The sequence below is a fragment of the Rhodospirillales bacterium genome, from assembly GCA_023898805.1.
GTDB lineage: Bacteria > Pseudomonadota > Alphaproteobacteria > Micavibrionales > UBA1664 > UBA6145.
This window is the reverse complement of the sequence record CP060260.1, coordinates 777,337-804,161: the sequence shown is the minus strand read 5'-3', so window position 1 is coordinate 804,161 and position 26,825 is coordinate 777,337. Positions and strand designations below refer to the sequence as shown.

The window sequence follows — 26,825 nt, the reverse complement described above, 5'->3', positions numbered from 1 at the left end:
TGTTTGACCATGACAGAGATCGGAGTCAATGACAAAGCCCCGGATTTCCGGATGGAAGCGACGGGTGGCACGGGCAAGGGCGCGCACACGCTGTCGTTGAAGGATTTTACCGGGAAGGCGCTGGTCCTTTATTTCTATCCCAAGGACGACACGCCGGGTTGCACGTCCGAGGCCTGCGGATTCCGCGACGACATCGCGCGGTTTGGCGCGTTGGATGCCGCCATCGTGGGGGTTTCGCGCGACGACATCAAATTGCATGAAAAATTCGCGAAAAAATACGATCTGAATTTTCCGCTGGCATCGGATGCCGACGGCAAGGCGTGCGCGGCGTACGGCGTGTGGAAGGAAAAAAGCATGTATGGCCGGAAATACATGGGGATCGAGCGTTCGACCTTCCTGATCGACGGGCAAGGGAAAATCGCGGGCGTGTGGCGCAACGTCAAGGTGCCCGGCCATGTCGAGGACGTGGCGGCGGCGATTGTCGCGCTGAACGCCCGGCCTTGAACGCTAGCGTTTTTCCTTAAAAAAATCCTGAAGCAGTTTCGCGGCATCCGCCTCGTCGATGCCGCCGTAAACCTCCGGGCGGTGATTGGTCGTCGTCTGGGTGAAGATACGCGGGCCGTGTTCGACCCCGCCGCCTTTCGGGTCGTAGGCCGCGAAATAAACACGGCGGATACGCGCCGCCGCAATCGCCGCCGCGCACATCGCACAAGGTTCCAGCGTCACGTATAAATCATGGTCGGGCAGGCGCGGGGAACCCGCGCGGACGCAGGCGGCGCGGAGCGCCAGAATTTCCGCGTGGGCGGTGGGGTCGGAATCCGCTTCGGTCCGGTTATGCGCCGATGCCGCCAGTTCGCCCGCGGCGTCAAGCAGCACCGCGCCGACCGGGACCTCGCCCTGCCGCGCGGCCAGACGCGCCTGTTCCAGCGCAAGCTGCATCGGGGATTGTTTCATTGCTCCTTTCTATGCGGCAGGGGCGGGCAAAGCGCAACAAATCTTCGACATTCATGCCATTCACGCTATTTACACGGTGGCGGTTTCGGGTAGTTTTGCCCGATGCGCGTGACCGGCGGCGAAGCCCGCGGACGCACGCTCAAGGTTCCGGCCATGGGCGTGGTGCGTCCGACCACAGACAAGATGCGTCAGCAGTTGTTCAACATGCTGATGCATAGCCCGTGGGCAGTGGGCGCGGGGTTCGCGCTTGAGGGCGCGTGCGTGTTCGACGGGTTTTGCGGCAGCGGTGCGCTGGGTATCGAGGCGTTGTCGCGCGGGGCGGCGCATTGCGCGTTCGTCGATTACGACGGTCGGGTGCTTGGCGTCGCGCGGGAGAACGTTAAGGTCTGCGGTTATGCGGATGCGGCGGTTTTTTTGATGAAAGGCTGCCAAAAGCTTGGCCCACGGCCTGAGAATATTTTGCCGCGCGATCTTGCGCTGTTGGATCCGCCGTATCGCAAGGGGTTCGTTGCGCCGACGCTGGCGGCGCTGGTCGCGGGCGACTGGCTTGCGCCGGGGGCGCTGGTCATCGCGGAAAGCGAAAAGGGCTGGAGCGTCGGCGCGGATGACATTCCAAGCTGTCTTGTCCCGCTGCATATGCGGGTGGACGGCGATTCACAACTTAACGTCTGGCAGATGGAGCAGGCATGACTTTCGTCGAATTCTATCAATCGGTGATCATGGGGCTGGTCGAGGCCGCGACCGAATTTTTGCCCGTGTCCTCGACCGGGCATCTTATCCTTGCCGACGCGCTGCTCAAGTTTCAGGGACCGCCGGGCCATGTGTTCGAGGTAGCGATACAACTGGGCGCCGTTTTGTCGGTGTGCGTATTGTATTTCACGCGGCTGACGAAGGTGGTGATCGACCTGCCGCGCGATGCGGGGGCGCGGCATTTCGCGATCGCCAGCATTGTCGCCTGTGTCCCGGCGGCGCTTGCGGGCGCATTGTTCCACGATACGATCAAAACTGTTTTGTTCTCTCCTGTCGTGGTCTGCGTCGCGCTGGTCATCGGAGGTATCGCGATTTTGTTGATCGAAAAATGGCGACCGGCGCCGCGCGTTACCTCAATCGAGGGGATGCCGTACCGGACCGCGCTTGCGATCGGGCTTGCACAATGCCTTGCCCTTATTCCCGGCGTGTCGCGTTCGGGTGCGACCATCATGGGGGCGCTGGCCGCCGGGGTCGATCGGCGCACCGCGGCTGAATTTTCGTTCTTTCAGGCGATTCCGCTGATCGCCGGGGCAACGGTGTTCGATTTGTGGAAGGCGCGCGATGCGCTTGACGTATCGGGCATGGGCATGATCGCGGTCGGGTTCGTGACCTCTTTCGTCGGGGCGCTGGCGGTCATACGTTGGATGTTGGGCTATGTGACAAGGCACGGTTTCGGCGTGTTCGCCTGGTACCGCATCGCCGCCGGTTGCGCGGGGCTCGCGATCCTGCTGCTCAGTCGCTGACGGGCAGACCACCGCGCTTGTCGCGCACGATCACCGAAAGCGCGCCCGACGTCTTGTCCATCGGCTCGATCAGGCGTTCGGCGCCGCGGATGATGCGGTCGACCTGTTCGCGCGCCTTTTCGATCGGCAATTCGGGTTCCAGCGTCTTGTAATCGGGGTTGGGCGTGACCATGGCGTAAAGCGATGCAAGGTCGGAAGCCAGTTGCGGCCCGAGCAGGTCGAGTTTATCGACATGCGCGTCGTATACGGTGCGGGTCAGCGCCGGTTTTTCGTGGATGATGTCGCCCGCGCGCTGGTATTTCGGGGTGCGGCCCGGATCGCGCAGGGATTTGAGCAACTCCTCGTAAATCACCAGAAACGCGTCGAGCTTGGCGCGGTTGGAATGGACCTCTTGTTCAAGAGCGGCGGCGATCACGTATTTTTCGCGTTCCTTCAACTGTTTCTCGCGTTTCTGGGTGCCCGCGATTTGATATTTCTGGAGTTTGATCAATTGTTTGAAATTGACGTGCAGGATCATCGCGACCATGAAAAAACCCAGCAAGGGCACGCCCAGCAGCACGGAGAGGAGTAGCCAGCCGGGTATGGCGGCCAGAATGTCCGCCGCAGCGCCGGACGAGGTGCCGGCAGTGGAGGCGGCGTCGGCGCGCGAAGGCAGCGGCGCGGTGTTGTCGCCCCAGATGCCGAGTTTGCGTGCCTGCGCCAGATGTTCGGCGCCCATATAGGTCTGGGCCAGTTCGCTGGTGGACACGTCCTTGCGGTCGACCACGGCCAGACCGGCGCTGATCAGGGCCAGACCGATGTCCTTTTCCCCCGCGTTCAGGCAGCGGGCGCGGACCTGTCCCGATGCGGGATCCCCCGCCATGGTTAGGCAGCGGACCTGCTGGCCCGCGATTAGATCGTCAAGATAGACGCGCGCGCGCATCGCGTCGGCACCCTGCTGGCCCGGATTGTCGATGCCCCACAGGCCTACCGTGATGCCGTTCGATGCCAGCGTCGCGACATCGCGGGCGAAGGGGGTGAGCGAAAACGCCTTGCCCTGTTGCTGCGCCATGGCGGGCGATCCCGGAACCATGATGGCCAGAAGGAATGAAAGAGCCAGAAAAGCGCGGGGGCGGAAAGACATACGGAAAAAACCCCATTTTGACTTGAAACGACAGTAGGGTTAAGGTTATGGGCACATTCTCGAACCGTCAAAGGGATTTATGAAGCTATCCTTACGCGAGCTGGTGGACCGTCTTGGCGTCGGACGCGAGCTTCATGCCTATGAAACGCAGCCGTGGATTTATGTCGATAGCAAGGACGGCATTACCGCGTCGGCCGAGGTGCGGATGAGCGGCGACGGCGACACGCTGGAGGCCGAGTTGCAGTTCATGTACGACACGCCGCCCGAAGGCAAGTCGCCGGTCGAGCAGGTGATGTGGCTCAAGGCCCGGCCGTTGATGCGGCTTGAGGGCATGTGGGCGACCACGGATCTGTGGCTGCGGCGCGAGAATTACGCCAACAAGGTTTATAACTGGGAAGAAAAGGGCTGTAATTTCTTCCGCGCCTGTGTACGCGAGATCAAGGCCGAGCGTCTGCCCGACATCGATCTTCTGATCAGCCGCGAGCTGGCCTCGCGCGAGGTGTTCGGCGGCGGCGCTGGCGAAGGGTCGAACAAGTCGCCGCAGATCAAGACGACGCAGCTTTTGTACGACATGAAAAATCCGCACAGCCGCGGTTTTTGATCCAAAATCCTGAATATTTTGCGTTTTTGGCGGCGGTGGGATAGGTTCCGCGCCATGAGCCGTAAATCATGAGCAGCAGATCGCACGATCGCGCCTTTGCCGCGCCGAAACGGGACGCGTCGGGGCGGATTCCATTGATCGGCCTCGACCTTGCCGGGATGCAGGCGGCGCTGGCCGAACACGGGTTGCCCGCCTTCCGGGCCAAACAGGTCTGGCATTGGGTGTACCAGCGCGGGGCGCGGGAATTTTCCGCGATGGCCAATATCCCGCGCGAGGCGCGCGCGCTTTTGGAGGAACATTATTCCATCGACCGACCCGGTGTGGTGGCCGAACAGCGTTCGGCGGACGGAACGATCAAATGGCTTTTGGGCATGTCGGACGGACAGCAGGTCGAAACCGTGTTCATCCCGGATGAAAAGCGCGGCACGCTGTGCATTTCCAGTCAGGTCGGCTGCACCCTGACTTGCAAATTCTGCCATACCGGGACGCAGCCGCTGGTGCGCAATCTGGGCGTACACGAAATTTTGCAGCAGGTCATGCATGCGCGCGACGTGCTTGAGGAATGGCCGTCTTCAGGCGCCAAAAAAAGCGCCAGCGGCGAGGACGGGCGGGATCTGACCAACATCGTCCTGATGGGCATGGGCGAGCCGCTGTACAATTACGAAAACGTCGCCGGGGCGATGCGGATCTGCATGGACCCGGAGGGGCTGGCGATCGGCAAGCGGCGGATCACCCTTTCGACTTCGGGCGTGGTGCCGATGATCGAGCGCTGCGGGCGGGAGCTTAACGTCAACCTTGCGATCTCGCTGCACGGAACCACCGACGAACAGCGTTCGGCGATCATGCCGATCAACAACAAATACCCGCTGGAACAGTTGATGCAGGCATGCCGCACCTATCCCGGCGTGTCGAACGTGCGGCGGATCACGTTCGAGTATGTAATGCTTAAGGGGGTCAACGATACCGATGCCGACGCGCAGCGTCTGATCGGGCTTTTGCGGGATATCCCTTCCAAGGTGAATCTCATCCCCTTTAACCCTTGGCCGGGTACGGTTTTCGAGTGTTCGAGCAATACCCGCATCGACCGGTTTTCAAAGATATTGACCGATGCGGGGCTGACCGCGCCGGTGCGCCGTCCGCGCGGGCGCGACATTCTGGCCGCGTGCGGCCAGCTACGCTCGGAAAGCCGCCGGGCGCGCAAGGAAGCCGAGGTTGGACATGACCATTGAAGGGCGGTACCATAGCGGTGGACCGATTCTCTTTTTGGGGTTTCCTTCCCCTGTCCGGCTTGCTAATAATCCCGGTCCTTTGGTTGGATTAACTGGATTAACGACAAAAAGAGTATCTATCGCTTGGGCGGGTTGCTGACCAGTTTGGTAAAAGAGATTCTATTGCGGCTTGCGGTCGAGGGGCGGCATGCCCTGTCTTGCGCGCCCGCGACCGTTTTTCATGCCCTGCGTTCCGGCAGTCTGCCGGTCAAGGACCGCCATGTGTTTACCCGTGCCGGTCGTTTGCGTCTGCGTTATGTCGCATTGATCGCGGCGGCGTTTCTGGGGCTTGCTTCCACCAATCTGTCGTGGACGGGGCATCAGGGCCTGTCGATCCCGCAGGCCCAGGCCAGCATGGGCGACATCGCGATGGGCATCGACGCGGGTATCGCTCGGCAAGCAGACGTTACCGACCCTGTCACCAAGGTGCCTGCCAGTGCAGTTTCAATCACGCCCATAGCAAAACCCGCGATGGCACTGCCCGCTGTCTATACCCGCGTGGTCAAGGTGAAGTCGGGTGATACGCTTTCCGACCTGATGCAGAATGCCGCGCTTGATACCGAAGCGGCCAGCGAGGCGATCGACGCGCTGCGCGACCATCTCGACCCGCGGACGCTTAAAACCGGGCAGGCCGTAACCCTGCATTACAAGCGCGAGGGCGGTGCCAATGCCCATCTGACCTCGATGGAATTCGCGCCGACGCCGCTGACTCGCATCATCCTGCGTCAGGGCGCGGGCGGGGCGTTCAAGGTGGAAAAGGCGGAATTGCCGCTCAGCCATGAAATCCGTGCCGCGCGTACCACCATCCATACCTCTTTATACGGCGATCTGCACCGCGCGGGCGTGCCGGATTCCATTATTGCCGACCTGATCAAGACCTATTCCTATAACGTCGATTTCGGGCGCGACATCTGGGCGGGCGACCGGGTCGAGCTTTTGTACGATGTCAACCGGACCGAGGACGGCGGCTTTGTCCGCGGCCAGAACCTGATCTATGCCGCCCTGTATCTGCGCGGCAAGGCCAATATCATCTATCGTTTCGACCATGACGGCACGGCCGAATATTTCGACGCCAAGGGCAACCCGATCAAAAAGGCGCTGATGCGCACGCCGATCGACGGGGCGCGGGTTACCTCCGGCTTCGGGGTGCGGCACCATCCGATCCTCGGCTATACAAGGATGCACAAGGGCGTGGATTTCGGCGCGCCGACGGGGACGCCGATCTTCGCCGCAGGCGACGGGGTGATCGAACGCGCGGGCTGGGTCAACGGTTTCGGCAAATTCGTGCTGATCCGCCATAACGGCACGTATGAAACCGGCTATGGCCATATGAGCGCGATCAACGTCAAGGCCGGCCAGCGCGTCAAGCAAGGCCAGGTCATCGGACGGGTCGGCATGACCGGCTATGCCACCGGTCCGCATCTGCATTTCGAGGTCCGGGTCAACGGCACGCAGGTCAACCCGATCAAGGTCGCCAATCTGTCGATCGGCAACAAGCTGGGCGGCAAGCAGCTTGCGCGCTTTCAGGCCGTCGCGGCTTCGGCCCGGGACAGCTTTACCAAGCTTTTGGCCAACGCGCGTCCGCAACTGGCCAGCGCGCAGCGTTAAGCTTTCCGATCCACCTGAATTTTAATTTGCCTGTCTGCTTAGGCCTATTGTATGACATAAAACCTCACAGACGGAGGTTTTCATGGCGGGTGTTGGGGTTATTTCAGTGGCTCTTAAATTCAAGAGCGTGGCGGGCGATGGTGCGACCATGGGCGCGGCGGATGCGATTATCGCGCAATTCACCGTTGATGGAATGCGTGCCTGGCAATTGCCCGGTGTCAGTTTCAAGATCAGGGCCGGTTCTTTTGAGCCTCTTTCCGAGGTTGTCGAGGATCATAACAAGCGGGCGGGGGTCGTCCCCTTTACGCTTGTAAGGCTTTAAACGGTTACGGCCCCTTTACGGGGCCGTTTTTCATTTTATCCGAAATAGTTTTTCAAAGATCAGGAATTGATCGCGTCGTCGAGGGCTTCGAGTGCGTCCTCGGCCGCCTTGTTGTCGATGTCGTCCTGAATCGTGAATTTGCGGGTATTGTTTTGATAGGCGGCGGTGGCGTGATGCCCGCAATAGGGCAGACCGGGCACCGGGCGCGCGCCGCAGAAATGGAACCCCGATTTTTTCGGATCGCCCAAAGGCCAGCGGCAGGTGCGTTCGCTGAGTTCGAGCATCGAAATCGCGGTCGCCGATTTTTCGTAGACAGGCTCCGAAAGCAGTGCGGCGGCGGCGGGCGGAATATGGTGCGATTTTTCGATCTTTCTGGTGCTGATCGGTGAAATGCGGCCAGACAGGCCAAGGCGGTGCGCCTTGCCGATCACGGCGTTGCGGGTAATGCCGCCGCCCAGTTGATGCGCGATTTCGGCGGCGGTCTTGCCCGCGCCCCACATCGATTTGAGCAGGTTCACGCGCTCGTCAGTCCAGGTTTGTTTGGTCATACTGTGCGCCTTTTCCCCCGCGACATGCGCGCCTGACGGGCGCGACGTCGAAATGTATTTCATTGTGTGGAGCGAGAGTATCAAAGTCGGATTCACGCGCAAACCGTTTCGTGAATCACGTCTTCATTTATCCACACAAATGGAATTCACGCGCGTGGGTCGAGGCCCATTCCGGAAATGACGTCGGATTTTTCATCCCATCCCGTGCGCACCGCGACATCAAGGAAAAGATGCACGCGCGCGGAGAAAATCTCCTCCATCTCGGCGCGTGCCATCTGGCCGACCAGCCCCAGCATCGTGCCTTCCTTACCGATGACCATGCCTTTGTGGCGCGGTTCGGAAACCAGAATGCGCTGTTCGATGCGCAGGCTGCCGTCGCGCTGTTCGTCAAAGGAAACGGTTTCGACATGCAGGCCGTAGGGCAGTTCCTGATGCAAGCGCAGGAACAGTTTTTCACGCGTGATTTCGGCGGCGAGGATCGCGTCCGGCTGGTCGCTGGTCTGGTCCGGGTCGTATTGGAACGGGCCTTCGGGCAAGTGGTCGAACAGGTATCTCTTCAAATCCGCGATGCCGTCGTCGCGTGTCGCTGCGACCAGAAACACCGCGTCAAAGCCCAGTGTGTTCAGCTGTGCGATCAATGGCAAAAGTTTCTGGCGCGGCACCAGATCGATCTTGTTGAGAACCAATATCACGCGTCGCGCCGCGTCGCGGGTCAGGCGTCCGGCCAGTTTATTCACGGTTCCGGCCACGTCCTTTTTCGCGGCGTCGGCGACGATGGCCACGATGTCGGCACCGTCGCGCGCGTCATGCGCGGCCGCAACCATCGCGCGATCAAGGCGGCGGCGCGGGCGAAAGATGCCGGGCGTGTCGATGAACACGGCCTGCCGGTCACCTTCGGTCACGATCGCGGTGATGCGGGTGCGCGTCGTCTGGACCTTGGGGCTGACGATGGAAATTTTGTGTCCCGCCAGCGCGTTGAGCAGACAGGATTTGCCCGCGTTGGGTGCGCCAATCAATGCGATGAAGCCACAGCGTGTCATGTGCGGTCCTCGACCAGTTCAAGCAGCGATTGCGCCGCTTGTTTTTCCGCCGCGCGCTTGGACGGGCCCGTGCCCTGCGCCGTGCGCCCGTCAGCAAGTTTGACAGCAAGCGTAAAGGACGGGGCATGGTCCGGCCCGGCGCGTTCGACCAATATATATTCAGGCAGGCCCAGCCCATGCGCCTGCGCCCATTCCTGCAAAGCGGTCTTGGCGTCGCGCGGCGGGGCGGGCATCGCGGCGATGTCGGCGTCGAGCAGGGGGTTGAGCGCGGCGCGCGCGGCGTCGAGGCCGCCGTCGAGGAATATGGCGCCGATCACCGCCTCAAGCATGTCGGAAAGAATGTTTTCGTTGTGCGCGCCGCCCGCGGCCTTTTCCGCGTCGGACAGGCGCATCGCCGCGCCGATGTCGATGCGCCGGGCTATCGCAGCCAAGGTTTCCGCGCGTACCAACGCGGTATGGCGTTTGGAAAGATCGCCTTCGGGTTCGTGTGGATACAGGGCGTAGAGGCGCTCGGCGACGATCAGGCCAAGGACGCGGTCGCCAAGAAATTCCAGCCGCTCGTAATCCGGACCGTCGACAGCGCTTGGCGCGCTGGCATGGGTAAGGGCGAGGTCAAGCAGGGACGGATCGCGGAAGGCGTAACCCAGGCGAGTTTGCAGCGTGGCCCCGGCGCCGGTCATTGCACGGCCTTGAACAGGCGGGAGTAGCGGACGGTCACCGGCCACTTCCAGAATTCCCAGAAATGCGCGCTGCCGTTGGTGGAAAAGAAAATGCGTTCGGCGCGGCCGACGAAGTTTTGCAAGGGCACGTAGCCCACCATGTCCAGAACGCGGCTGTCCTGACTGTTGTCGCGGTTGTCGCCCATCATGAAATAATGGCCGGGTGGCACGTCGTATATGGCGGTGTTGTCCAGCGGACCGTCGTCGCCTTCCTCCCAGATCGTGTGTTTGACGCCGTCGGGCAGTGTTTCCTCGTACACCGTCATGCGGATGTCGTCGCCGTCGGGGCGGTGATCCATGGTAAAGCCAAGCGGACGGCGCGGCACGATCGTACCGTTGACGTACAGACGTCCCGCGCGCATCTGGATCGTGTCACCGGGGCGGCCGATCACGCGCTTGATGTAATCGATGCCGGTGTCGGTGGGAAGTTTGAAGACCGCGACGTCGCCCTGTTTCGGGTCGTGGCCGAGCCAGCGTTCCGGTCCCGCTATGACCGGCAGACCGAAAGGAAAGGAATAGCGCGAGTAGCCGTAACTGAATTTCGAAACGAAAATGTAATCGCCGATCAGCAGGTTCGGCTTCATCGAACCGGATGGGATGTTGAACGGCTCGAACAGGAAAGTGCGGATGACCAGCGCGACCGCGATCGCCCAGAAGGCGGTGGTCAGCATTTCCATCCATGCACCTTCGGCGTCTTTTCTCAGACGGTCTTCGCCGGGCATGGCGGGGCCGGGCATGGCGGGGTCGGGCATGGGCGGGGTGGAACCGGGTTGTGGTTCTGGCGTGGTTTCCGGGCTTGTCTCGGTCATGGTGCGCTTTCGTTCTTTGCCGTCCGTATCCTTGGGTGCGGGCCGGTCAGGCGTCAAGGGGGTCGCTTGCCGGAATCGCCTCGATAATGACGAGGGCGCGGGCATAGGGGTATTCGTCGCCCAGCGTGACGTGGATGCGCGGGGTCATGCCGGATGGCGTCATTTTACGCATACGCATGGCCGCCGCGCCGGTCAGTTCCAGCGTCGGCGCGCCTGTGGCCGCGTTGACCACGCCGATCGCACGAAAGGACACGCCCTCGCGCCCAAGGCCGGTGCCCAGCGCCTTGGCGCAGGCCTCCTTGGCGGCAAAGCGCTTGGCCAGCGTCGATGCGGGTTCGTTGCGGCCCTTGCGGCGGGCGGATTTTTCACGTTCGGCGGGTGTAAAACAGCGTTCGAGAAAGCGCGCGGGGTGCCGCGCCAGCACTTCGGCCAGGCGGCGTATGTCGCAGGTGTCCTCGCCGATGCCGATGATCATGACGCCGCGTCTTTCCGGTCCGCCGCTTTTTTGGCTTTTTTCGCACGACGGCGGGCCTTGTGCTGATGATGGCGGTGGACCAGAACCGCGATCAGCTTGTGCGCGGCCATGTAAACCGCGGGCCAGACCAGAATCATGAACAGGCCGGAGCCGATCAGGGCGGGCAGGAACAGGTCGTTGAAATGTTCGTGGAAATAACCTTCGGCGGCGTTGGTGCGGCTGAAACTGGCTTCGGTGCCCTGACCGAACAGGCCGAAATAGCGCAGGATCCGGCGGCCGACCAGAAAGTCGAGCGAAAAGACCAGCGGCAGGATGACCGGCGGGACCAGCAGGGTCGACAGCGCCGCCGCCACCATGTTGGCGCGCATCAGAAAAGCCAGCCCGGCGCCCATCAGCGCGTGGATGCCGAAAACCGGAAAAAACGATACCGCGATGCCGCAGGCAATGGCGCGAGCCAAGGGTTCCGGCTGGTGCGAAAGGCGGACGATGCGCAGCGAGAAATAGCGCATGACGCGTTTCAGGCCCATTTTGGGCCATAATAAATGTTTGATGCGTAAGGCTAATTTCGGCCTGTGCCGGGATTTGAACATGGGCCGCACTATGGTGCGATTTGGCGGCAAGGTCAAACCTGTTGATGCGGTAGCCGGTATAGGCGTAAACGGCTGTGAGGTATGCATTATGCGCATAGCTTGTTAACCGATTATTAGATGGCTGCGCGCTATCCTGAAATCCTGAGATACCTAAAACCAACGAGGCTTGTGATGAAACAACAGATCAAACGCAAAGAAGACCGTAACTTCAAATTGCTGCAAATTCATGTCCTGCGCAATCTGGACCGCCGTTCGATGGCGCTGGTGAAACTGGGCGCGCGCCACTAATCTTTACAGACAGATAAACAAAAGGGCGCCCCTTTACGGGGCGCTTTTTATTCCGGTGCGAAATTTGACCGGGCGGCGTGCTTTCCAGTACATAAACAATATGAAAACAAGAGCGTCATGTTTGCGTCGTGCCGGGGATGCGCTTTTGGCCAGCCGTTTCGGCAGTGCCGTCATGCGCCGCAGCGGCACGGTTTCGTCGATTGGATATACAGCAGGCAACGCGGTCATCCTGCTTAAGGATGCATTTACTTACAATGCGGCCAAACCATTGTGGTCCGCGTTTGCACTGAAAAACGATCTGGCCATGACTTACGATATGGCAGCGGGCGGGTTTTTTCTGGCGTGTTCGGCGGCGCTTGCGCTTGCGGATTCCGAACGTTGGCGCGATGCCGGGTTTCGTATCGTCGGCGGGACACTGATCGCGGGCAGTGCGATCATGGCTTATGGCGCGCTTAATCCCGGTCAGGGCATGGATGCCAACTGGAGCAAGTTTTCGGGCACGCTGGTGCAAATCGCGATCGGCGGCACGATGCTGTTTCAAAAGGAAATCGCAAATCTGGCCGAGGCGGGCACAAAGCGGGCGAAATCCGTCTTCAACCGCGCGGCGGGGATGATGGCGCAATATCCGGTGATCATCGCGGCCGCCATGGACGCCGCGGCAAGCACGGGACTTTTGATCGGCGCGTTTCAGGACAACGATGCCGGTATGAAGCTGGCCATGAGTGCGTGGGGGGTGGGCGTCACGTTTATGTGCCTGACGGACCCGCGGCTTAAGGACCATCACAAGGCGTTGGTCAGCGCCCGCGCGTGCGTTCGACCGACATGACGCAGGACGTCGCGCGCAGCGCGGCGATGACGTCGTTGAGGTGACGCGTGTCGGCGACGCTGACGTCGACGAACATATCCCAGAAATCGAGCGAACGATTGGTGATCTTGAGGTTGGTGATGTTGCCGCCGTTTTTCGAGATGACGGTCGAAAGCGTGGCCAGCGATCCTTGCGTATTTGTAATGGTGATGTTCAGGCGGCCGACGTGGTTTTCCGGCTTGTCGCTTTCGTCGGTCCATTGCACGTCGAGCCAGCGCTCCGGCGTGTCGGCAAAGGTTTCCAGCGTTTCGCAATCGATGGTGTGGACGGTCACGCCCTTGCCGGTGGTGACGATGCCGACGATGCGGTCGCCCGGCAGCGGGTGGCAGCAGCGCGCGTAATGCACCGCCATACCGGGGATCAGACCCTTGATCGGCAGGGCGGAATCGCCCTTGCGCGCGCGGTCGAACGTACCGGACGGACCTGGGATCTTCGCCTTGGCTTGCGCGGGTTCGCTGCGGTGGCTGGGGAACAGGATCTTGAAAATATCGCGGGCGACGATATTGCCCTGACCGATGCCGGCGAAAATGTCGTCGACGTTTTCAGATTTGTACTGGCCGACCGCTGGCTGCACCGCCTTGTCCGTGTAATCGTAGCCTTCCTGCTTGAACACCTTTTGCAGCATCGCGCGGCCAAGCTGGACGTACTGGTCGCGCTGTTGCTGGCGGATAAAGCGGCGGATATGCGATTTGGCCTTGCCGGTGACGGCGAAGCGTTCCCATGTCGGCGACGGCGTCTGGTTCTTCTGGGTCTGGATGTCGACCTGATCGCCGTTGGTCAGCTTGGTGTTCAGCGGCACGATGCGGCCGTTGATCTTGGCCGATACGGTGCGGTCGCCGACATTCGAGTGGATGGCATAGGCGAAGTCAATCGGCGTCGCGCCGTTGGGCAGCTCGATCAGGTCGCCCTTGGGCGTGAAGCAATAGACCATGTCCTGAAACAGGGCGAGCTTCGTGTTTTCAAGGAATTCCTCCGGCTTCTTGTCGGCGTCGATGATGTCGAGCAGGTCGCGCAGCCAGCGGAATTTTTTAAGGTCTTCCGGCGTCGGCGGCCTGCCGTTCTTGTAGGCCCAGTGCGCGGCGACGCCCAGATCGGCCTCGGAATGCATGTCGCGGGTTCTGATCTGGATTTCGATTCTCTGGTTGTGCGGCCCCAGCACCGTAGTGTGAATCGATTTGTAGCCGTTGGGTTTGGGCGTCGAGATGTAATCCTTGAACCGGCCCGGCACGGTGGGGAAGGCTGAATGAATGACGCCCAGCACGTGGTAGCATTCGGCAAGGGAGTCGACGACGACGCGGAAGGCCATGATGTCGGACAGCTGCTCGAAGGCGACGTTTTTGCGCTGCATCTTCTTCCAGATGGAATAGCGCGTCTTTTCGCGGCCAGTGATCTCGGCGGCGATGCCGGCTTCCTTCAGGATTTTGTCCAGGCCGGTGATGATATCGTTGACGACGTCCGATCCTTCCGAACGCAGGAAGGACAGGCGGGCGGTGATCGATTCCCGCGCTTCGGGCTTGAGGTGGCCGAAGGACAGATCCTCCAACTCCTCCTTGATCGCGTGGACGCCGATGCGCTCGGCCAGAGGGGCATAAATTTCCAGTGTTTCGGCGGCGATACGCTGGCGTTTGTCTATTTTCGGGACATGGTGCAGCGTGCGCATGTTGTGCAGCCGGTCGGCCAGTTTGACCAACAGGACGCGAATGTCCTCCGACATCGCCAGCACCAGTTTGCGGAAATTTTCCGCCTGTTTGCCTTCGACCGTCTTGCTTTCGATCTTGGTCAGTTTCGAGACGCCGTCGACCAATTGTGCGACCTCGGGCCCGAAGTCGCGTTTAAGGTCGTCGAGTGTCGCGTCCGTGTCCTCGACCGTATCGTGCAGGATGGCGGTCAGGATGGTCGCAGTATCCAGGCGCATGTCGGCCAGAATGATCGCGACCTCGACCGGGTGGGTATAATACGGTTCGCCGGAAGACCGCGTCTGGCCCTCGTGCTTTTCGCGGGCAAAGTCGATCGCGCGCGCGATCCTGTCCACGTCTTCCGCCGGCAGATAGGCGCGCGCGCGTTCCAACAGCGCCGGACCCGGATCATGGGCGGCGGGCTGTTTCGTGGCGGCGGGGCCGGTCGGGGGCGTAACCTGAAGCATGGCGCAAGTATAGCAAAAGAAAAGGGCCGGGGGGAAATCCCGCCAGCCCTTTTAAAGACAATCGGTTAAAACAGGGTTTATTCCTCGTCCGCGTCGATGCCGGCAAGGGTTTCAAGGTCGTCGTCCTCGTCCTCATCCTCGTCGGAATCCATGGCGGATTCCATGCCCAGATGGGCGTTGTCGGCAAGGGCCTTTTCCTCGGCGTCCATCAGTTCGGCCAGATTGGGTTCGTCGTCCTCGTTCATGTGGACTTTCTGGTAGGAGCTGGTGAGGTCTTCCTTGAGTTCGTCGGTGACCACGGTCTTTTCCGCGATTTCGCGCAGGGCCACGACCGGGTTCTTGTCGTTGTCGCGGTCAAGGGTAAGCACCGCGCCGGTGCCGATCTTGCGGGCGCGCTGGGCGGCCAGCATCACCAGTTCAAAACGGTTCGGAATCTCCAGAATGCAGTCTTCAACGGTTACGCGGGCCATGCTCGTCCTTATGGGGGTCGTGGTTGTTATATGGGGGTTTTTAGGGGGTTTGGGCTGCCGTGGCAAGCGTTTTCGTATCTAAGCTAGACTTTTCAATGGCTTGCGTCCATAACGCGGGGTATGACATCGATGCCATCCGCCCCCGATTCCGATTGCGCGCTTTGCCCGCGTCTGGCCGCGTACCGGTCGCAAAACCGGGCGCAGTTCCCGGATAAGTTCAACGCGCCCGTGCCGTCCTTCGGGCCGGTGGATGCAAGGTTGTTGATCGTGGGGCTTGCGCCCGGGCTTAAAGGGGCCAATTTCACCGGGCGGCCCTTTACCGGCGATTATGCGGGATACCTGCTGTATCCCATGCTTGCGGCGTTCGGTTTCACGCGCGGGGTGTTCGACGCGCGGGCCGATGACGGGCTGGAGCTGGTGAATTGCAGGATTACCAACGCGGTGCGCTGCGTGCCGCCGCAGAACAAGCCTTTACCGGAAGAAGAACGCGCCTGCCGCCCGTTTCTGGAAGGCGAATTCGCACGGCTTGCGCATGTGCGCGTTGTGCTGGCGCAGGGGCTGGTCGCGCATAACGCGGTCCTGAAGGCGCTGGGGGTGAAGTTGTCCGCGTGTAAATTCGTACACGGGGCGGTGCATCAACTGCCGGGCGGGCGGGTGCTGGTCGACACCTATCATACATCGCGTTACAACACGAATACGGGCAGGCTGACCGAGGCGATGTTTCGCGCGGTCATCGCGCAATGCCGCGATCTGGTCGATCGGATTTGACGGTTATTGATAGGACGTGCCGCCTGCGTAATCGGCCAGAGGTGCCAGCGCGGCGCCGGTATCCATCAAATGCGCGTTGGCGGAGGCCAGCGCGGCGGAGTCGGACATATCGACATCGAGGATCTGGCCTGCGGCCTTGTAAACCGCGTCGACCTGCAGGGCGGAAGCCTGAATTTTGTGAAACGCCGACGTTGCGCCGTGGGTCAGAACGGTCGCGGTCATGACGGTGAAAATGGCGCCCTTGATCATTTGAATTCCCTGTCCTGCGTTTTTTTATTTTTCTTTGTTCTTAGGTCCAGAATAGCCGCGGGCGCGTAAAGGCGGCCTAAAGTTTGGATGCAATTTGGGAACAATTTGTATTGAATTTTAGGAATTAAAATGGCTGATTTTCGCCGTTTTTTCTTGATTCCGGCTTATTGCGCGCGTGGCGCGCGGTCATGGGCGCGAAAATTTTTTAACGGCCATGCCGTTTTTATGCGCCGGTGTAACTTTTATAGCCCCCGGTGCGTAAGTTCAGGGGCAAGGATTAAAAGGAGGATTTTCATGCGCATTGCGATGATATTGGGGCTGGCGGGCATGTTCGGGGTTGGGACGGCGCAGGCGGCGGAGGTTAAGACCGTGCTGGCCGCAGGATGCTTCTGGAGCATGCAAAAGGCGCTCGACCATGCGCCCGGCGTTACCCATACGGTGGTGGGGTATAGCGGCGGAGATAGCCGGAACCCGACCTATGATGATTATCACGACGGGCCGTATCCGCATGTCGAGGCGGTGGAGGTAACATACGACACCGGCAAGACCAGTTACGCGCAATTGCTGGATTATTATTTCCATGCCATCGACCCGACCGACGGGCGCGGCCAGTTTTGCGATTTCGGGCCGGGTTACAAGCCGGTGATTTTTGTCAAGGATGCGGCGGAGCGCGAAACGGCGCAGACCGAAAAAACACGTATCGCGCAGGTGTTGGGCAAGCCGGTGGCGGTCGAAATCCGCGATGCCGCGACGTTCTGGCCCGCCGAGGATTACCACCAGGATTATTATAAAAAGAATCCGGCGGCCTATGCCGCCTATCGTGTCGGGTGCGGCCGCGACATCAAACATGCCGCCATATGGGCCGGACACGAATGATCCGCGTCAAATAAAAATGAACCGGCTTTTGAGGGCCGGTTCGAGTCGGACAGGGAGGGTACTTGGGAACCAAATGAAAAAATTCTTCGTGCGCCGCGTCTAATGCGCGGTGCGAATGTCGATGCGGTCGAATGGGCCTACGCGCGCCTCGGCCTGTGCCTGCAAGCTGGGCAGGTCGTTCAGCAAATCGGCAAGGCAGGTGTTGAAGCTTTTGGGGTCGCTTTCATCGACCGGGAAGCCGGTTTCAATGACCAGCACGTCCTCGTTACGGCGCGAGAAGGGCGCCCCGAAATCCTTTTTCAAATACATCTGCGTGATCAGCGGGTGGGAAACGGCTTCGAGTTTGTTCTGGGTCTGGATCAACATGACGGTGTGCTCCTTTATAAGGCCGCGGCGCGGCGCTTCGTTCATGAATAAAAGGATGCGCGCGGGCGGTAACATCCGTATGTCGCGATTGTGTCGTTTGTGAAAAATTTTGTATCAATTCGGAAACAAAGCCGTGTTTCTTTCCGGAATACCGGATCAAAAGCGGTATCCGATGCTGATCGCGCCAAACGATTCCGGTTTGTCCTGCGTCTTGAACTGTTTCGTGCGGTAGACGGTGGTGAACGAGATTCGTATCGCGCCGTAGGTCAGGGCCAGACCCGCGTTGGCGTCGCCCACGAAATTGTTTTTTTCGACGCTGTGGGATCTGGCGAATGTGTTGCCGTCCAGGAATATATCGCGCGCGACCGCGCGGCCGCCGATACCGGCAAACAGATACCAGCTCCATTCGTTTTTCGGAATTTCAAAAAACCCGGTGCCGGGCATGGCCGGGCGGACGCGCAGCGGCGTGTCCTGCCATTTCTCGCTGTCGGGGCCGAGGCGGAAATTGATGCCGACATCCGCATAGGTATAGATGTTGCCCAGCGTCGCGCCGATATAGGGCGCGATACTTCCAAACAGCGGGCCGATATCGGCCTTGATGAATTGCGGCCATGTGCGCTGCCAGGCCAGCATTAGGCCGGGTTCGTTTTTAAGCTGGTTGTGCCAGCCGCGCGGGGCGGGGCTGTGGGAAATGTGTTTGTGCACGAATTTCTGGGCCGGGCCGCCCAAGGCGGCGGGGCCGACGACGCCAAGGCTGAGTTCGATTTCGTCCGCGTGGTTGGCGCTTAACGTCGCCATGCCCATCGAGCCGTAAAGATACGCGGCCCACGGGCGGTCGCGCGGGTTCTGAACCGGGCTTTGAATATCCTTTGGCGTGAAGATGTTCTGCCCGAGCGAATAATAAAGGCTGGTCGTATTGTTGATCGAAATGCCCGGCAGGGCGTGCGCAAGATCGCGTACGAAAGCCGGGAAATGCACGTTTACGTCCATGTAAGACAGGCGCACGCCGCTGGTGTAGTTCGAATCCGAATTCATGAACAGGTCGTTTTCAACGACCAGCGTGAAGATATTACGCCTTGTATCGAGGACACTTGCAGGGATTCGTTCCTCAATTGTGGATTTTTCCGCATCCTGCGCGGTCGCCGCAACGGGCGTCAGGCAGGCGGTCAGGATGGCTGCGAAACAAAGACGTTTCATACGCCTTGATAGCGCGCGCGGCTTTAAAAGCGAAACGAATTTGCGTTCCGGGGCAAAGCTTAATGGCGTATCCGGTCGCCCACGACATAGCCGGTCAGGCTGGCGAGCAGGAGGGCGGTCAGCGGATTTTCGCGCACTTTTTCGCCCAGTTCGTCGTCGATCATGGAAACCGCCAACTGTACCGTATCGATCATGTCATTGCCCATCGCGCCAAGGCCGGGAACAGGCGCACGCGCGTTCGCGCGGCGGTGAAGCACCGCCAGCGCCCCGCCCGCCGTGCACAGCGCCAGAGCAAGGATCAAGCCGCCTGTCGTCAACGCCGCCGAGGCTGGGGGCACTTGCGTACCCACCCATATACAAAAGGCAGTGATCAGAAAACCGGCTGCCGTCGCGCCCAGCGCGGCAGCGGCGACCAACAGGATCGCCCCGGTCTTGCTTTTTTGCGAAACCGGGAAATTTCCTGTCAGGAGTTTTTCCAAAAACAGCGATTCCGCAAGTCCAAGCAGCCTGTTCATCGTGATCCCCCGTGATTTTTGACATCAATGACGGCGGTTCAGAACGGCGCTGGCTAGAATGCCGGCGGCAAAGGCGATGGCGATGCTTTGACCGGGTTTTTCCTTCACGCGGGTTTCCGCACGGTGATATTCGTTGGCTGCGCTCTTGCGCAGTTCGGCGATGCGGTCGATGGCAAGATCGGACAGACGGGAGGCTTGAACCCGCCCTTCTGATTTGAGATGTCGGCTGAGTTCGACGACGTTGTTTTTGAGTGAATCAAGGTCGTTGCGGATTTCCTCGATTTCGGGAAAATCGCTGCGGATGGATTTTTGCATGGCATATCTCCTTGAATTTGGAAATTTTCGGTTGTTGCGTATTCCGTTGTCGCCAACGTTGCATCAAAGAAATGGTTCCAGCAGGGAGAAAATATAAAGGGGGGTGTTAACCCTTCAACGGTTCGTCGCACAGCATGTAACCCACGCCGCGTACCGTCTTGATCAAATCGGGGGATTTCGGATCGTCGTCCAGTTTCTTGCGGATGCGGGCGATCTGGATGTCGATGGCGCGGTCATAGGCGTCGAATTTACCGTCCCGCGTCAAATCAAAAAGATGTTCGCGCGAGAGCGCGCGGTTTGCTGAAACGGCCAAGGCTTCGAGCAGACGAAATTCGCCGGTCGTCAGGTTCAGCGAATGGCCCGCGGAATCGTAAGCTTGATACTGGGTACGATCGAGTTTCCATTTTGCAAAACGGATCACGTCGTCGCCCTTGACGTTGTTCGCGCCGGCGGCGGCCGGGGCGGGCGTTTCGTGGCTGCGGCGCAGGACCGCGCGGATGCGGGCGGAAAGCTCGCGCATCTCGAATGGTTTGGTGATGTAGTCGTCAGCGCCCATTTCCAGGCCGACGATTTTTTCGGTGGTGTCGCTTTTGCCCGATACGATGATGATGGGCGCCTGGCTTACGGCGCGAATACGGCCAATCAGGCCCAGCCCTTGCGAATCCGGAAGCATCAGGTCAAGTAGCACGACGTCGAACGGGTCACCCTTTAGTCTTTCCTCAAGCTCTCGCCCCGATCCGGCGCCAAGGACGCGATAACCATCCCCTTCCAGATATTCGCGCAGGACGAACTGGAGGTTCTTGTCGTCATCGACGCTCAGAACGACGGCTTTCTGGGGGCTCATCAGCTGAATTTTCCTAGTTTCCCGCAGCCTATAGCAGTTTGTTACAAAAACGAAACGAAGTTTTTCCGTTCCGATACGAAAGCGACAAACAGGTGTTACAGCGCATACCTAGCTTAGCTTTCATTAACAACGAACCACATCGATACGGAGACAACCATGCTGAACCAAGCTGCCCTCGTGCAAGAAATGGGTCATCTACGTAAGTTCGCCTCGCGTCTTTGCATCGGTCGAGCCGAGGCCGAGGATCTTTTGCAATCTACGCTTTTGCGGGCGATCGAGAAAAAGCATCTGTTTGAAAACGGGACCGACGTTTTCAAATGGACATCGAAAATCATGTTCAATTTGTTCGTTTCTAACTACCGCCGCCGAACAAAGTTTGAATCGCTTTACGATCCCGCTGCGATCATCGAGCGTGAAGGCGTCGAGGCGTCGAGCGAAACCAAGGTGCAACTGGTGGAGGTCGAAGAGGCGATGCAAAAGCTTTCCGGCGACCACCGGGACATTCTGATCATGGTTTGCATCAAAGGCATGCAATATCAAGAAGTCGCGGAAATTCTCGATGTCCCTCTTGGCACAGTGCGATCGCGCCTGAGCCGTGCGCGCGAACACTTGCAGGCGCTTATGGATACGCCGCGTGTTGGGTTCGTCCCGCCGCATCAGAGTGGCTATTACAAGGATATGCGTTCCGTTGCGGCCGCCTGATCCCTGCTGGCTGTGACGCAAAACCGGCTGCCCTCCCCTCGGGTGGCCGGTTTTATTTTGCCTTCGTAAAATCAGGCGGCCTTATCGCCGCGATTAAGGTAATCGAGAATCAGGTTGCGTAAATCCGTCTCGACGATCGGCTTGGAGAGGTAGGCATCCATGCCCGCTTCGATGCATTTGTCCCGATCACCGACCAGCGCGTGCGCGGTCATGCCGATGATCGGCGTACGCGGTAAGTTGTCGCGCGCCTCGGCTTCCCGGATTTTGCGGGTGGCTGTAAAGCCGTCCATTTCCGGCATCTGGATATCCATCAGGATCAAATCGTAATGACGTCGTTCCCATTGATCGAGTGCTTGCTGGCCCGAACGTGCGATATCAAAGGGCAGGTTCATATCTTCAAGAAAATAACCGACGACCACAATATTGCCCTCGTAATCCTCGGCTACCAATATGCGTTTTTTTCCATCAATAGCACCTGACCGGTCAACAGGCGGTGTCTTTGCGATGGGCGCTAGCGCGGTGATTTTGTCCTCGCCTGTCTTGAGGCTCATGACTTCAAGCGGCAGGACAAGGGTAAAGCATGACCCCTTTCCCGGTTCGCTTTGGGCCGTGATTTCGCCACCCATCAGACGTGCGAGGTTGCGCGAAATGGGCAGGCCCAGACCTGTGCCGCCGTATTTGCGCGAAACCGAGGAATCGCCCTGCTTAAAGCGTTCAAAGATCAGGCCCATCGCGGCCGGGCTTACGCCGATGCCGGTGTCGCGCACCTCGACGCGGATCTGATCGACGCTTGGGGCCGGGCCGGTTTCGCGTTTGACCACAACGTCGACGCGGCCCGTGTCGGTGAATTTGATCGCGTTGCCGATCAGGTTGATCAGGATCTGGCGGATACGCAAAGGGTCGCCGCGGTAGGTCATGCCGTTGACCGCGTCGTAATCGACCATGAATTTCAGGCCCTTTTCACAGGCGTTGAGCGCGGTGATGCTGATCACCTGCTGGAACAGGTGGCTGATCTCAAACTCCTTGGATTCCAGCGTGATTTCGCCGCTTTCGATTTTTGAGAAGTCGAGAACGTCGTTGACCAGATCCTTAAGCGAGGAAGTCGATGTCAGCAGGGTGGCGACAAGCTGGCGCTGCTTTTCATCAAGCCGCTCTTTCTGGCGGTCCATGATTTCCGCGATACCGCTGATTGCGGTCAGCGGCGTGCGGATTTCGTGCGACATATGGGCCAAGAATTCGGTCTTGGCGCGCGAGGCGTTTTCAGCCTGATGTTTGGCGTCTTCCAGGCGGTGCTGCTGTTCCTTGAGGTAAGTGATGTCGGTATGCGCGCCGACCATGCGGTGCGGTCGGCCAGCATCGTCATAGACTGCCTTGGCGCGGGCGTTGATCCAAACCCAGCGCCCGGTCACGTGCCGCATCCGGAAAATAGCGGAATATTCCGACACCATGCCGCGCAGGTAGCGGTCAATATAGGACCAGACGTTTTCGGCGTCTTCGGGGTGAATGAGGTTGCGGAAATCGTCTATGTGCCCGACATGCGAAGGGCGATCGTATCCCAGCATTGCAAAGAACGGTCTGGAATAAAACACCGATCCGGTATCAAGATTCCAGTCAAAAATTCCGTCATTCGCGCCGTTCGCGGCCATTGCAAATCGGTCTTCGGATTCCTTCAAGAAGCGTTCGGCATTCGCGCGCTTGTCCTGTGCGTGCAGCAGAAAGGCGTTGAGCATCATCATCATCACGCAGCAAAACAAGCCGCCGAGCCAGAGCGTCGCGTAATAGCGGCCGTGAAGTGTGCCGGTCAGGATCTGGTTGCGGTCGCGCGCTGCGTATTCCTCCGCCATGATATCGCGGTGCAGGCGGATGATGTCCTGACGCAGGTCGTCGATGGAGCGCACGTCTTCAAGGGCTTCGGGGGTTCTGGCTTGATTTGGCTTCGATTCCTGTGCCCGCTCCTCCAGCTTGAAGGCAAGGCCGGAATAATAGCCCCGCAGTTCGTCCAGACGGCTTTGTTGCGAAGGACTGTTTCTTACCAGTTCGGACAGGTGGGCGATTTGTTCCGACATGGCGCCCTTGTCGTCTTCGTAGCGTTTGAGAAAATCCGCGTCGGCGGTCAATAGATAACCGCGCTGGGCGTCGATCATGCCTTCGACAAGCCAGCGGATCTCGCTGGTCGCGATCAGAGTTTCGTTGGACGTGGCCAACGCCGCGCGCGCGTCACGAAGGCGGGCGCCCGTATGCATCAAAATGAAGGCCAGTCCGCCAAAGCAAAACAGCGTCAATATCGTAAAGGTCAAAAAATTGCGTATCAGTGAACGGTTGAGGTTCATTTTGACCATCTGTTACGTGGGGACTCTGAGATATTAGGCGGAGCCTGGCGGGTTGTCACATAAAAAAGCGATCGGTCCGGCGAGTCCAGCATCAGGGAACTTTCGTGCATGAAATGTCGTTGGCTGGTTGTGGCAGCGCGTTAATCGTGGGCGAGCGTTTCATCATGATCGGCATATATGACGGTTCTTTGAACGATTTCGAGATCCAGGCTCTGGTTGACAACGAACTGGGGTGGGAGGACGAAAAGCGCGTGCGCGCCCTGCTTTCCGCCGATCGCGGCGCCAAGGCGCGATACGAGATGCTGCGCCAGCAAAAGCGCCTTCTGCAGGATTGGTGGAAAAACAAAAAAGGTAATTAACGGCCTGTTTGTTTTGTTAATTTTCCTCGCACAGGGAAATCGTAACGCGGTGCAGGCCCGTGTCGCCCCAGCCCAGCGCGTGGCTGGCCGCGTGCGTGACGTCGAGAATGCGGCCTTTGACGAAAGGGCCGCGATCGTTGATCGTGACATAGGTGCTGCGCCCGGTGCGGCGGTCGGTGACCTTGATTTTCGCGCCATGCGGCAAGGTGCGGTGCGCCGCAGTATTTTTGTTCATGTCCAGCAGCGCGCCGCTGGCGGTTTTTCGGCCCTGAAACTTCCACGCATAGACTGATGCAATGCCCTTTTGCAGGATGTGGCATTCGCTCGCCCGTGCATCCGTTATGCACACACCAACAAGCGCCAGCGCAAGGCAGACGCGTATCAGCGCCGTTGCCCATGTTTGCTTTAGAAATGTGGTTGTTCGCATCAGTGACGGTTTGTTGTTTCAGTTTTTCCTTAACGCATCGGGGGCCTGGCCGCAATACGCAGGTATGCAATTCATGATTGTTTTTCGTATTTTTTGATCAATGGCATTACGCTTAACCTATCTTTAAATCTGCCGGATAATTATATCATAGGTTGTGTTATCTGGAGGATGCCATGATTGAAAACAAGGTTTATGACGCGGTTCATGCCATGGTCGTCGAGGACCAGCAGGACATACGCTCGGTGGTGCGCGAGATCCTCAAGGATATCGGCGTAGGCCGCGTGACCGAGGTGCAGGACGGGCGTTCGGCCCTCAATATCATGGAGGCGGAGGAGCTTTCGCCCATCAATTTCATCGTGTGCGACTGGAACATGCCGCGGATGAACGGCATCGATTTTCTCAAGCAGGTGCGCTCCATCTTTCCGCGCCTGCCGTTTTTGATGATCACCGGGCGCAGCGACGTCGATTCTGTGGTCGAGGCACGGGACGCGGGCGTCACCGCCTATATCCGCAAGCCGTTCACCCCGGCGCAGCTTTCGGCCAAGATCGGCGGGCTTTTGCGTCAGGCCAACGCCAAGGTCGCGGTGTAGGAGGGCGAGATGCGGATATTGATCGTGGACGCCGATGTCACTGAAGCCGCGCATTTACGCGGCCTTTTGGCAAATGAAGATGTAATCGTGGATATCGCCGCCGATATCGCCGAGGCGGATGCGATGCAAGGCGCGGCCCCTTATGATGCGGCGTTTTTGGCAACGCAACTGCCGGATGGGGATCTGGCCGCGTCGATACGGCCGTTTTACAAGGGACGGTGCGGCATCACCGCATGTCCGGTCGTGATGCTGGCGGGGCGGGGCGAGGAAGCCGCCATGGTCGACGCGCTGCGGCTGGGTGCGCAGGATTACGTGATGCGCGGCGAAACGAATGGCGAGGGGTTGGCCCTGACGCTGCACAAGGTGCGCGAGACACATCAACTGCGCTGCGCCCACGCGGCGGCGGAGGTCGAGTTGATGCAGCACCGCAAGATGGAGGCGATCGGGCAACTGACCTCCGGCATCGCGCACGACTTCAACAATCTTTTGACCGTGGTCATCGGCAACGCGCATCTTTTGCGCCGCCGGTTCGAGGCGGGGGTGGAGAAATACGGGCCGGAGGACATCGCCGAGAAATTCGACGCCATTTCCGATGTCTGCGAATCCGGCAGCGAGATGGTGCGCCGGTTGATGGTGTTCACGCGCCAGCGCGCGCTGGAAAAGACCGTTGCCGACGTCAACGCGGTGATCCGCGACACGATGGCGCTTTTGGAACGCGCGCTGGGCGGCGGGATCGAGATCGAAACCCCGCTGGGCGCGGATATCTGGCCGGTGGCGGTCGACGTGGTGGAATTCCAGAATACGTTGATCAATTTCGCGGTCAATGCGCGCGACGCGATGGAGGGAACCGGGCGGCTGACCATCGAAACCGAAAACGTCACACTGGGCGATTCCTATGTCATGCGGCATGGCGCGGCACAGCCGGGGCGGTATGTGATGATCGCGATTTCCGACACGGGGTGCGGCATGGTGCCGGAGGTTACGGCCAGGATTTTCGAGCCGTTTTTCACCACCAAGCCGTCGGGCGAGGGTACGGGGCTTGGGCTGGCCATGGCTTACGGTTTCGTCCGGCAATCGGGCGGGCATATCACGGTCTACAGCGAAAAGGGGCATGGCACGGTGTTTCGCCTGTACCTGCCCGCCGCGAGTGCCGAGGCAGCGCAGGATGTGGGGGATGACGACATGATGATGGTGTCGCAGTCTGGGCGCGAGCGGATTCTGGTGGTGGAGGACGACACCGAACTGCGCGGCTTTGTCGTGCACCTGCTTGAACGTATGGGGTATCGCACCTTACAGGCGCCAAACGGACGGGTCGCGCTTGAAATCCTGCGGCGCGAACATGAACGCATCGATCTTGTGTTCAGCGACGTGGTGATGCCGGGGCCGATGAACGGCGTCGAACTGGCGGAACAGGTGCGCCGGCATTTTCCACAAGTGAAAATCCTGCTTACCTCTGGTTACAGCGAAAAGGCATTGCCGCTTGACCTTGTCAGGGAACCGGTGATCAGCAAGCCCTATCGCCGCGAGGCGCTGGCGGCGCGGCTGCGCGCCATATTCGACAAGGTGCCGGAACATGCCTGAACGCAAACGGATTTTGATCATCGACGATACGGCGGCTGTATGCGCGGTGATGCGGGATACACTTACCGAGCTTGGTTATGCCGTGTCCTGCGCGGCCAACGGGGTGGCGGGGCTTGACCGGATCACGCTGGAAGGGCCGCCGGATCTGGTTATCACCGACATCATCATGCCGCGCAAGACAGGGCTTGAAACCATCCGCGACATTCGCGCGGTCTATCCGCGCGTTCCGATCATCGCGATTTCAGGCGGCGGGCGCGAACGCGCGGGCGACCTGTTGGAGGAAGCCGCGCTTTGCGGATGCAACGCGGCGCTGGCCAAGCCGATCAACATGACCCAGTTCGAGGATACGGTCCGGCGTCTTGCTGGATAGAAGTGGGGCCGGACAGGCGG

At 59.7% G+C, this 26,825-nt stretch carries 33 protein-coding genes; 15 read left to right on the top strand and 18 right to left on the bottom strand.

Translation table 11 applies throughout. The features are described 5' to 3' along the window. The first annotated feature begins 9 nt into the window (after positions 1-9). The gene (locus H6866_04055) at positions 10-504 is read left to right on the top strand and encodes a peroxiredoxin (protein USO08393.1); all 495 of its coding nucleotides are present in this window, start codon (positions 10-12) and stop codon (positions 502-504) included. A gap of 3 nt (positions 505-507) precedes the next feature. Here the strand turns inward: H6866_04055 and H6866_04050 are convergent, their stop codons facing one another. Then, positions 508-939: a nucleoside deaminase gene (locus tag H6866_04050; GenBank protein USO08583.1), complete on the bottom strand. Its 432-nt coding sequence runs from the start codon at positions 937-939 to the stop codon at positions 508-510. A gap of 117 nt (positions 940-1,056) precedes the next feature. Between H6866_04050 and H6866_04045 the strand changes: the two genes are divergently transcribed. Together H6866_04045 and H6866_04040 are read left to right on the top strand one after the other, a co-directional pair. Then, positions 1,057-1,644 (top strand): RsmD family RNA methyltransferase, encoded by a 588-nt coding sequence (locus tag H6866_04045; protein ID USO08392.1) that lies wholly within the window; start codon positions 1,057-1,059, stop codon positions 1,642-1,644. Then, the gene (locus H6866_04040; GenBank protein ID USO08391.1) at positions 1,641-2,447 is read left to right on the top strand and encodes an undecaprenyl-diphosphate phosphatase; all 807 of its coding nucleotides are present in this window, start codon (positions 1,641-1,643) and stop codon (positions 2,445-2,447) included. Before H6866_04045 ends, H6866_04040 begins: the two co-directional genes overlap by 4 nt. Here H6866_04040 and H6866_04035 read toward each other — a convergent pair. Continuing rightward, on the bottom strand, positions 2,437-3,570 hold the full coding sequence (locus H6866_04035) for a thermonuclease family protein (GenBank protein USO08390.1): 1,134 nt from the start codon (positions 3,568-3,570) through the stop codon (positions 2,437-2,439). The genes H6866_04040 and H6866_04035 overlap by 11 nt on opposite strands. A gap of 79 nt (positions 3,571-3,649) precedes the next feature. Here H6866_04035 and H6866_04030 point away from each other — a divergent pair, with 79 nt between their 5' ends. From H6866_04030 to H6866_04015, 4 genes are all read left to right on the top strand, one after another. Continuing rightward, a complete protein-coding gene (locus H6866_04030; GenBank protein ID USO08389.1) occupies positions 3,650-4,171 on the top strand; it encodes a hypothetical protein in 522 nt (173 codons plus the stop codon). A gap of 68 nt (positions 4,172-4,239) precedes the next feature. Next, positions 4,240-5,400: a 23S rRNA (adenine(2503)-C(2))-methyltransferase RlmN gene (gene rlmN / locus H6866_04025; protein ID USO08388.1), complete on the top strand. Its 1,161-nt coding sequence runs from the start codon at positions 4,240-4,242 to the stop codon at positions 5,398-5,400. Positions 5,401-5,544: 144 nt separating this feature from the next. Continuing rightward, the gene (locus H6866_04020; GenBank protein USO08387.1) at positions 5,545-7,047 is read left to right on the top strand and encodes a M23 family metallopeptidase; all 1,503 of its coding nucleotides are present in this window, start codon (positions 5,545-5,547) and stop codon (positions 7,045-7,047) included. An 82-nt stretch (positions 7,048-7,129) separates the two neighbouring features. Then, complete coding sequence (locus H6866_04015) at positions 7,130-7,369, top strand: hypothetical protein (GenBank protein USO08386.1); 240 nt, start codon at positions 7,130-7,132, stop codon at positions 7,367-7,369. 59 nt (positions 7,370-7,428) lie between these two features. Here H6866_04015 and H6866_04010 read toward each other — a convergent pair whose 3' ends face one another. The 6 genes from H6866_04010 to H6866_03985 form a co-directional block, all read right to left on the bottom strand. Continuing rightward, positions 7,429-7,917: a gcrA cell cycle regulator family protein gene (locus H6866_04010; protein ID USO08385.1), complete on the bottom strand. Its 489-nt coding sequence runs from the start codon at positions 7,915-7,917 to the stop codon at positions 7,429-7,431. A gap of 146 nt (positions 7,918-8,063) precedes the next feature. Next, complete coding sequence (era, locus tag H6866_04005; GenBank protein USO08384.1) at positions 8,064-8,957, bottom strand: GTPase Era; 894 nt, start codon at positions 8,955-8,957, stop codon at positions 8,064-8,066. Beyond that, the gene (gene rnc / locus H6866_04000) at positions 8,954-9,637 is read right to left on the bottom strand and encodes a ribonuclease III (GenBank protein ID USO08383.1); all 684 of its coding nucleotides are present in this window, start codon (positions 9,635-9,637) and stop codon (positions 8,954-8,956) included. The genes era and rnc overlap by 4 nt, the downstream gene beginning before the upstream one ends. After that, positions 9,634-10,398, bottom strand: coding sequence for a signal peptidase I (lepB, locus tag H6866_03995; GenBank protein USO08582.1), 765 nt, complete (start codon positions 10,396-10,398; stop codon positions 9,634-9,636). The genes rnc and lepB overlap by 4 nt, the downstream gene beginning before the upstream one ends. A gap of 133 nt (positions 10,399-10,531) precedes the next feature. Continuing rightward, positions 10,532-10,960: a holo-ACP synthase gene (locus H6866_03990; protein ID USO08382.1), complete on the bottom strand. Its 429-nt coding sequence runs from the start codon at positions 10,958-10,960 to the stop codon at positions 10,532-10,534. Further along, positions 10,957-11,487 (bottom strand): DUF2062 domain-containing protein, encoded by a 531-nt coding sequence (locus H6866_03985; protein ID USO08381.1) that lies wholly within the window; start codon positions 11,485-11,487, stop codon positions 10,957-10,959. The genes H6866_03990 and H6866_03985 overlap by 4 nt, the downstream gene beginning before the upstream one ends. 451 nt (positions 11,488-11,938) lie before the next feature. Between H6866_03985 and H6866_03980 the strand changes: the two genes are divergently transcribed. Beyond that, positions 11,939-12,664, top strand: coding sequence for a hypothetical protein (locus H6866_03980; GenBank protein ID USO08380.1), 726 nt, complete (start codon positions 11,939-11,941; stop codon positions 12,662-12,664). Here H6866_03980 and H6866_03975 read toward each other — a convergent pair. Both H6866_03975 and H6866_03970 read right to left on the bottom strand, forming a co-directional pair. Next, the gene (locus H6866_03975) at positions 12,633-14,846 is read right to left on the bottom strand and encodes a bifunctional (p)ppGpp synthetase/guanosine-3',5'-bis(diphosphate) 3'-pyrophosphohydrolase (protein USO08379.1); all 2,214 of its coding nucleotides are present in this window, start codon (positions 14,844-14,846) and stop codon (positions 12,633-12,635) included. The genes H6866_03980 and H6866_03975 overlap by 32 nt on opposite strands. 77 nt (positions 14,847-14,923) lie before the next feature. Continuing rightward, positions 14,924-15,316 carry a DNA-directed RNA polymerase subunit omega gene (locus tag H6866_03970; GenBank protein ID USO08378.1) on the bottom strand — a complete coding sequence of 131 codons (393 nt, stop codon included), beginning with the start codon at positions 15,314-15,316 and terminating at the stop codon, positions 14,924-14,926. 120 nt (positions 15,317-15,436) lie between these two features. Here H6866_03970 and H6866_03965 point away from each other — a divergent pair, with 120 nt between their 5' ends. Beyond that, positions 15,437-16,084 (top strand): uracil-DNA glycosylase, encoded by a 648-nt coding sequence (locus H6866_03965; GenBank protein ID USO08377.1) that lies wholly within the window; start codon positions 15,437-15,439, stop codon positions 16,082-16,084. Between the two features lie 3 nt (positions 16,085-16,087). On the opposite strand, the gene H6866_03960 is transcribed toward H6866_03965, so the two are convergent. Further along, positions 16,088-16,333, bottom strand: a complete 246-nt coding sequence (locus H6866_03960) for a hypothetical protein (GenBank protein USO08376.1) — start codon at positions 16,331-16,333, stop codon at positions 16,088-16,090. A 294-nt stretch (positions 16,334-16,627) separates the two neighbouring features. Here H6866_03960 and msrA point away from each other — a divergent pair, with 294 nt between their 5' ends. Further along, on the top strand, positions 16,628-17,209 hold the full coding sequence (gene msrA / locus H6866_03955) for a peptide-methionine (S)-S-oxide reductase MsrA (protein USO08375.1): 582 nt from the start codon (positions 16,628-16,630) through the stop codon (positions 17,207-17,209). A gap of 99 nt (positions 17,210-17,308) precedes the next feature. Here msrA and H6866_03950 read toward each other — a convergent pair whose 3' ends face one another. From H6866_03950 to H6866_03930, 5 genes are all read right to left on the bottom strand, one after another. Further along, positions 17,309-17,575 carry a hypothetical protein gene (locus tag H6866_03950; protein USO08374.1) on the bottom strand — a complete coding sequence of 89 codons (267 nt, stop codon included), beginning with the start codon at positions 17,573-17,575 and terminating at the stop codon, positions 17,309-17,311. Between the two features lie 156 nt (positions 17,576-17,731). After that, positions 17,732-18,772 (bottom strand): lipid A deacylase LpxR family protein, encoded by a 1,041-nt coding sequence (locus H6866_03945; GenBank protein ID USO08373.1) that lies wholly within the window; start codon positions 18,770-18,772, stop codon positions 17,732-17,734. A 59-nt stretch (positions 18,773-18,831) separates the two neighbouring features. Then, positions 18,832-19,287 (bottom strand): hypothetical protein, encoded by a 456-nt coding sequence (locus H6866_03940; GenBank protein ID USO08372.1) that lies wholly within the window; start codon positions 19,285-19,287, stop codon positions 18,832-18,834. Between the two features lie 24 nt (positions 19,288-19,311). Continuing rightward, positions 19,312-19,602, bottom strand: coding sequence for a hypothetical protein (locus tag H6866_03935; GenBank protein USO08371.1), 291 nt, complete (start codon positions 19,600-19,602; stop codon positions 19,312-19,314). Positions 19,603-19,708: 106 nt separating this feature from the next. Further along, complete coding sequence (locus H6866_03930; protein USO08370.1) at positions 19,709-20,446, bottom strand: response regulator transcription factor; 738 nt, start codon at positions 20,444-20,446, stop codon at positions 19,709-19,711. Between the two features lie 156 nt (positions 20,447-20,602). Here H6866_03930 and H6866_03925 point away from each other — a divergent pair, with 156 nt between their 5' ends. Then, entirely contained in the window at positions 20,603-21,148 is a 546-nt protein-coding gene (locus tag H6866_03925) for a sigma-70 family RNA polymerase sigma factor (protein USO08369.1), read from the top strand. A gap of 71 nt (positions 21,149-21,219) precedes the next feature. Here the strand turns inward: H6866_03925 and H6866_03920 are convergent, their stop codons facing one another. Beyond that, positions 21,220-23,487, bottom strand: a complete 2,268-nt coding sequence (locus H6866_03920) for a response regulator (GenBank protein ID USO08368.1) — start codon at positions 23,485-23,487, stop codon at positions 21,220-21,222. Positions 23,488-23,591: 104 nt separating this feature from the next. Between H6866_03920 and H6866_03915 the strand changes: the two genes are divergently transcribed. Next, on the top strand, positions 23,592-23,837 hold the full coding sequence (locus tag H6866_03915; GenBank protein USO08367.1) for a hypothetical protein: 246 nt from the start codon (positions 23,592-23,594) through the stop codon (positions 23,835-23,837). 16 nt (positions 23,838-23,853) lie between these two features. On the opposite strand, the gene H6866_03910 is transcribed toward H6866_03915, so the two are convergent. Continuing rightward, a complete protein-coding gene (locus tag H6866_03910; protein USO08366.1) occupies positions 23,854-24,264 on the bottom strand; it encodes a septal ring lytic transglycosylase RlpA family protein in 411 nt (136 codons plus the stop codon). A gap of 173 nt (positions 24,265-24,437) precedes the next feature. Between H6866_03910 and H6866_03905 the strand changes: the two genes are divergently transcribed. The 3 genes from H6866_03905 to H6866_03895 are packed head-to-tail and all read left to right on the top strand — an operon-like array spanning position 24,438 to position 26,805. Then, positions 24,438-24,854 carry a response regulator gene (locus tag H6866_03905; GenBank protein ID USO08365.1) on the top strand — a complete coding sequence of 139 codons (417 nt, stop codon included), beginning with the start codon at positions 24,438-24,440 and terminating at the stop codon, positions 24,852-24,854. A gap of 9 nt (positions 24,855-24,863) precedes the next feature. Beyond that, positions 24,864-26,435, top strand: coding sequence for a response regulator (locus H6866_03900; protein ID USO08364.1), 1,572 nt, complete (start codon positions 24,864-24,866; stop codon positions 26,433-26,435). Next, the gene (locus tag H6866_03895; GenBank protein USO08363.1) at positions 26,428-26,805 is read left to right on the top strand and encodes a response regulator; all 378 of its coding nucleotides are present in this window, start codon (positions 26,428-26,430) and stop codon (positions 26,803-26,805) included. The genes H6866_03900 and H6866_03895 overlap by 8 nt, the downstream gene beginning before the upstream one ends. The last annotated feature ends 20 nt before the right edge of the window (positions 26,806-26,825 follow it).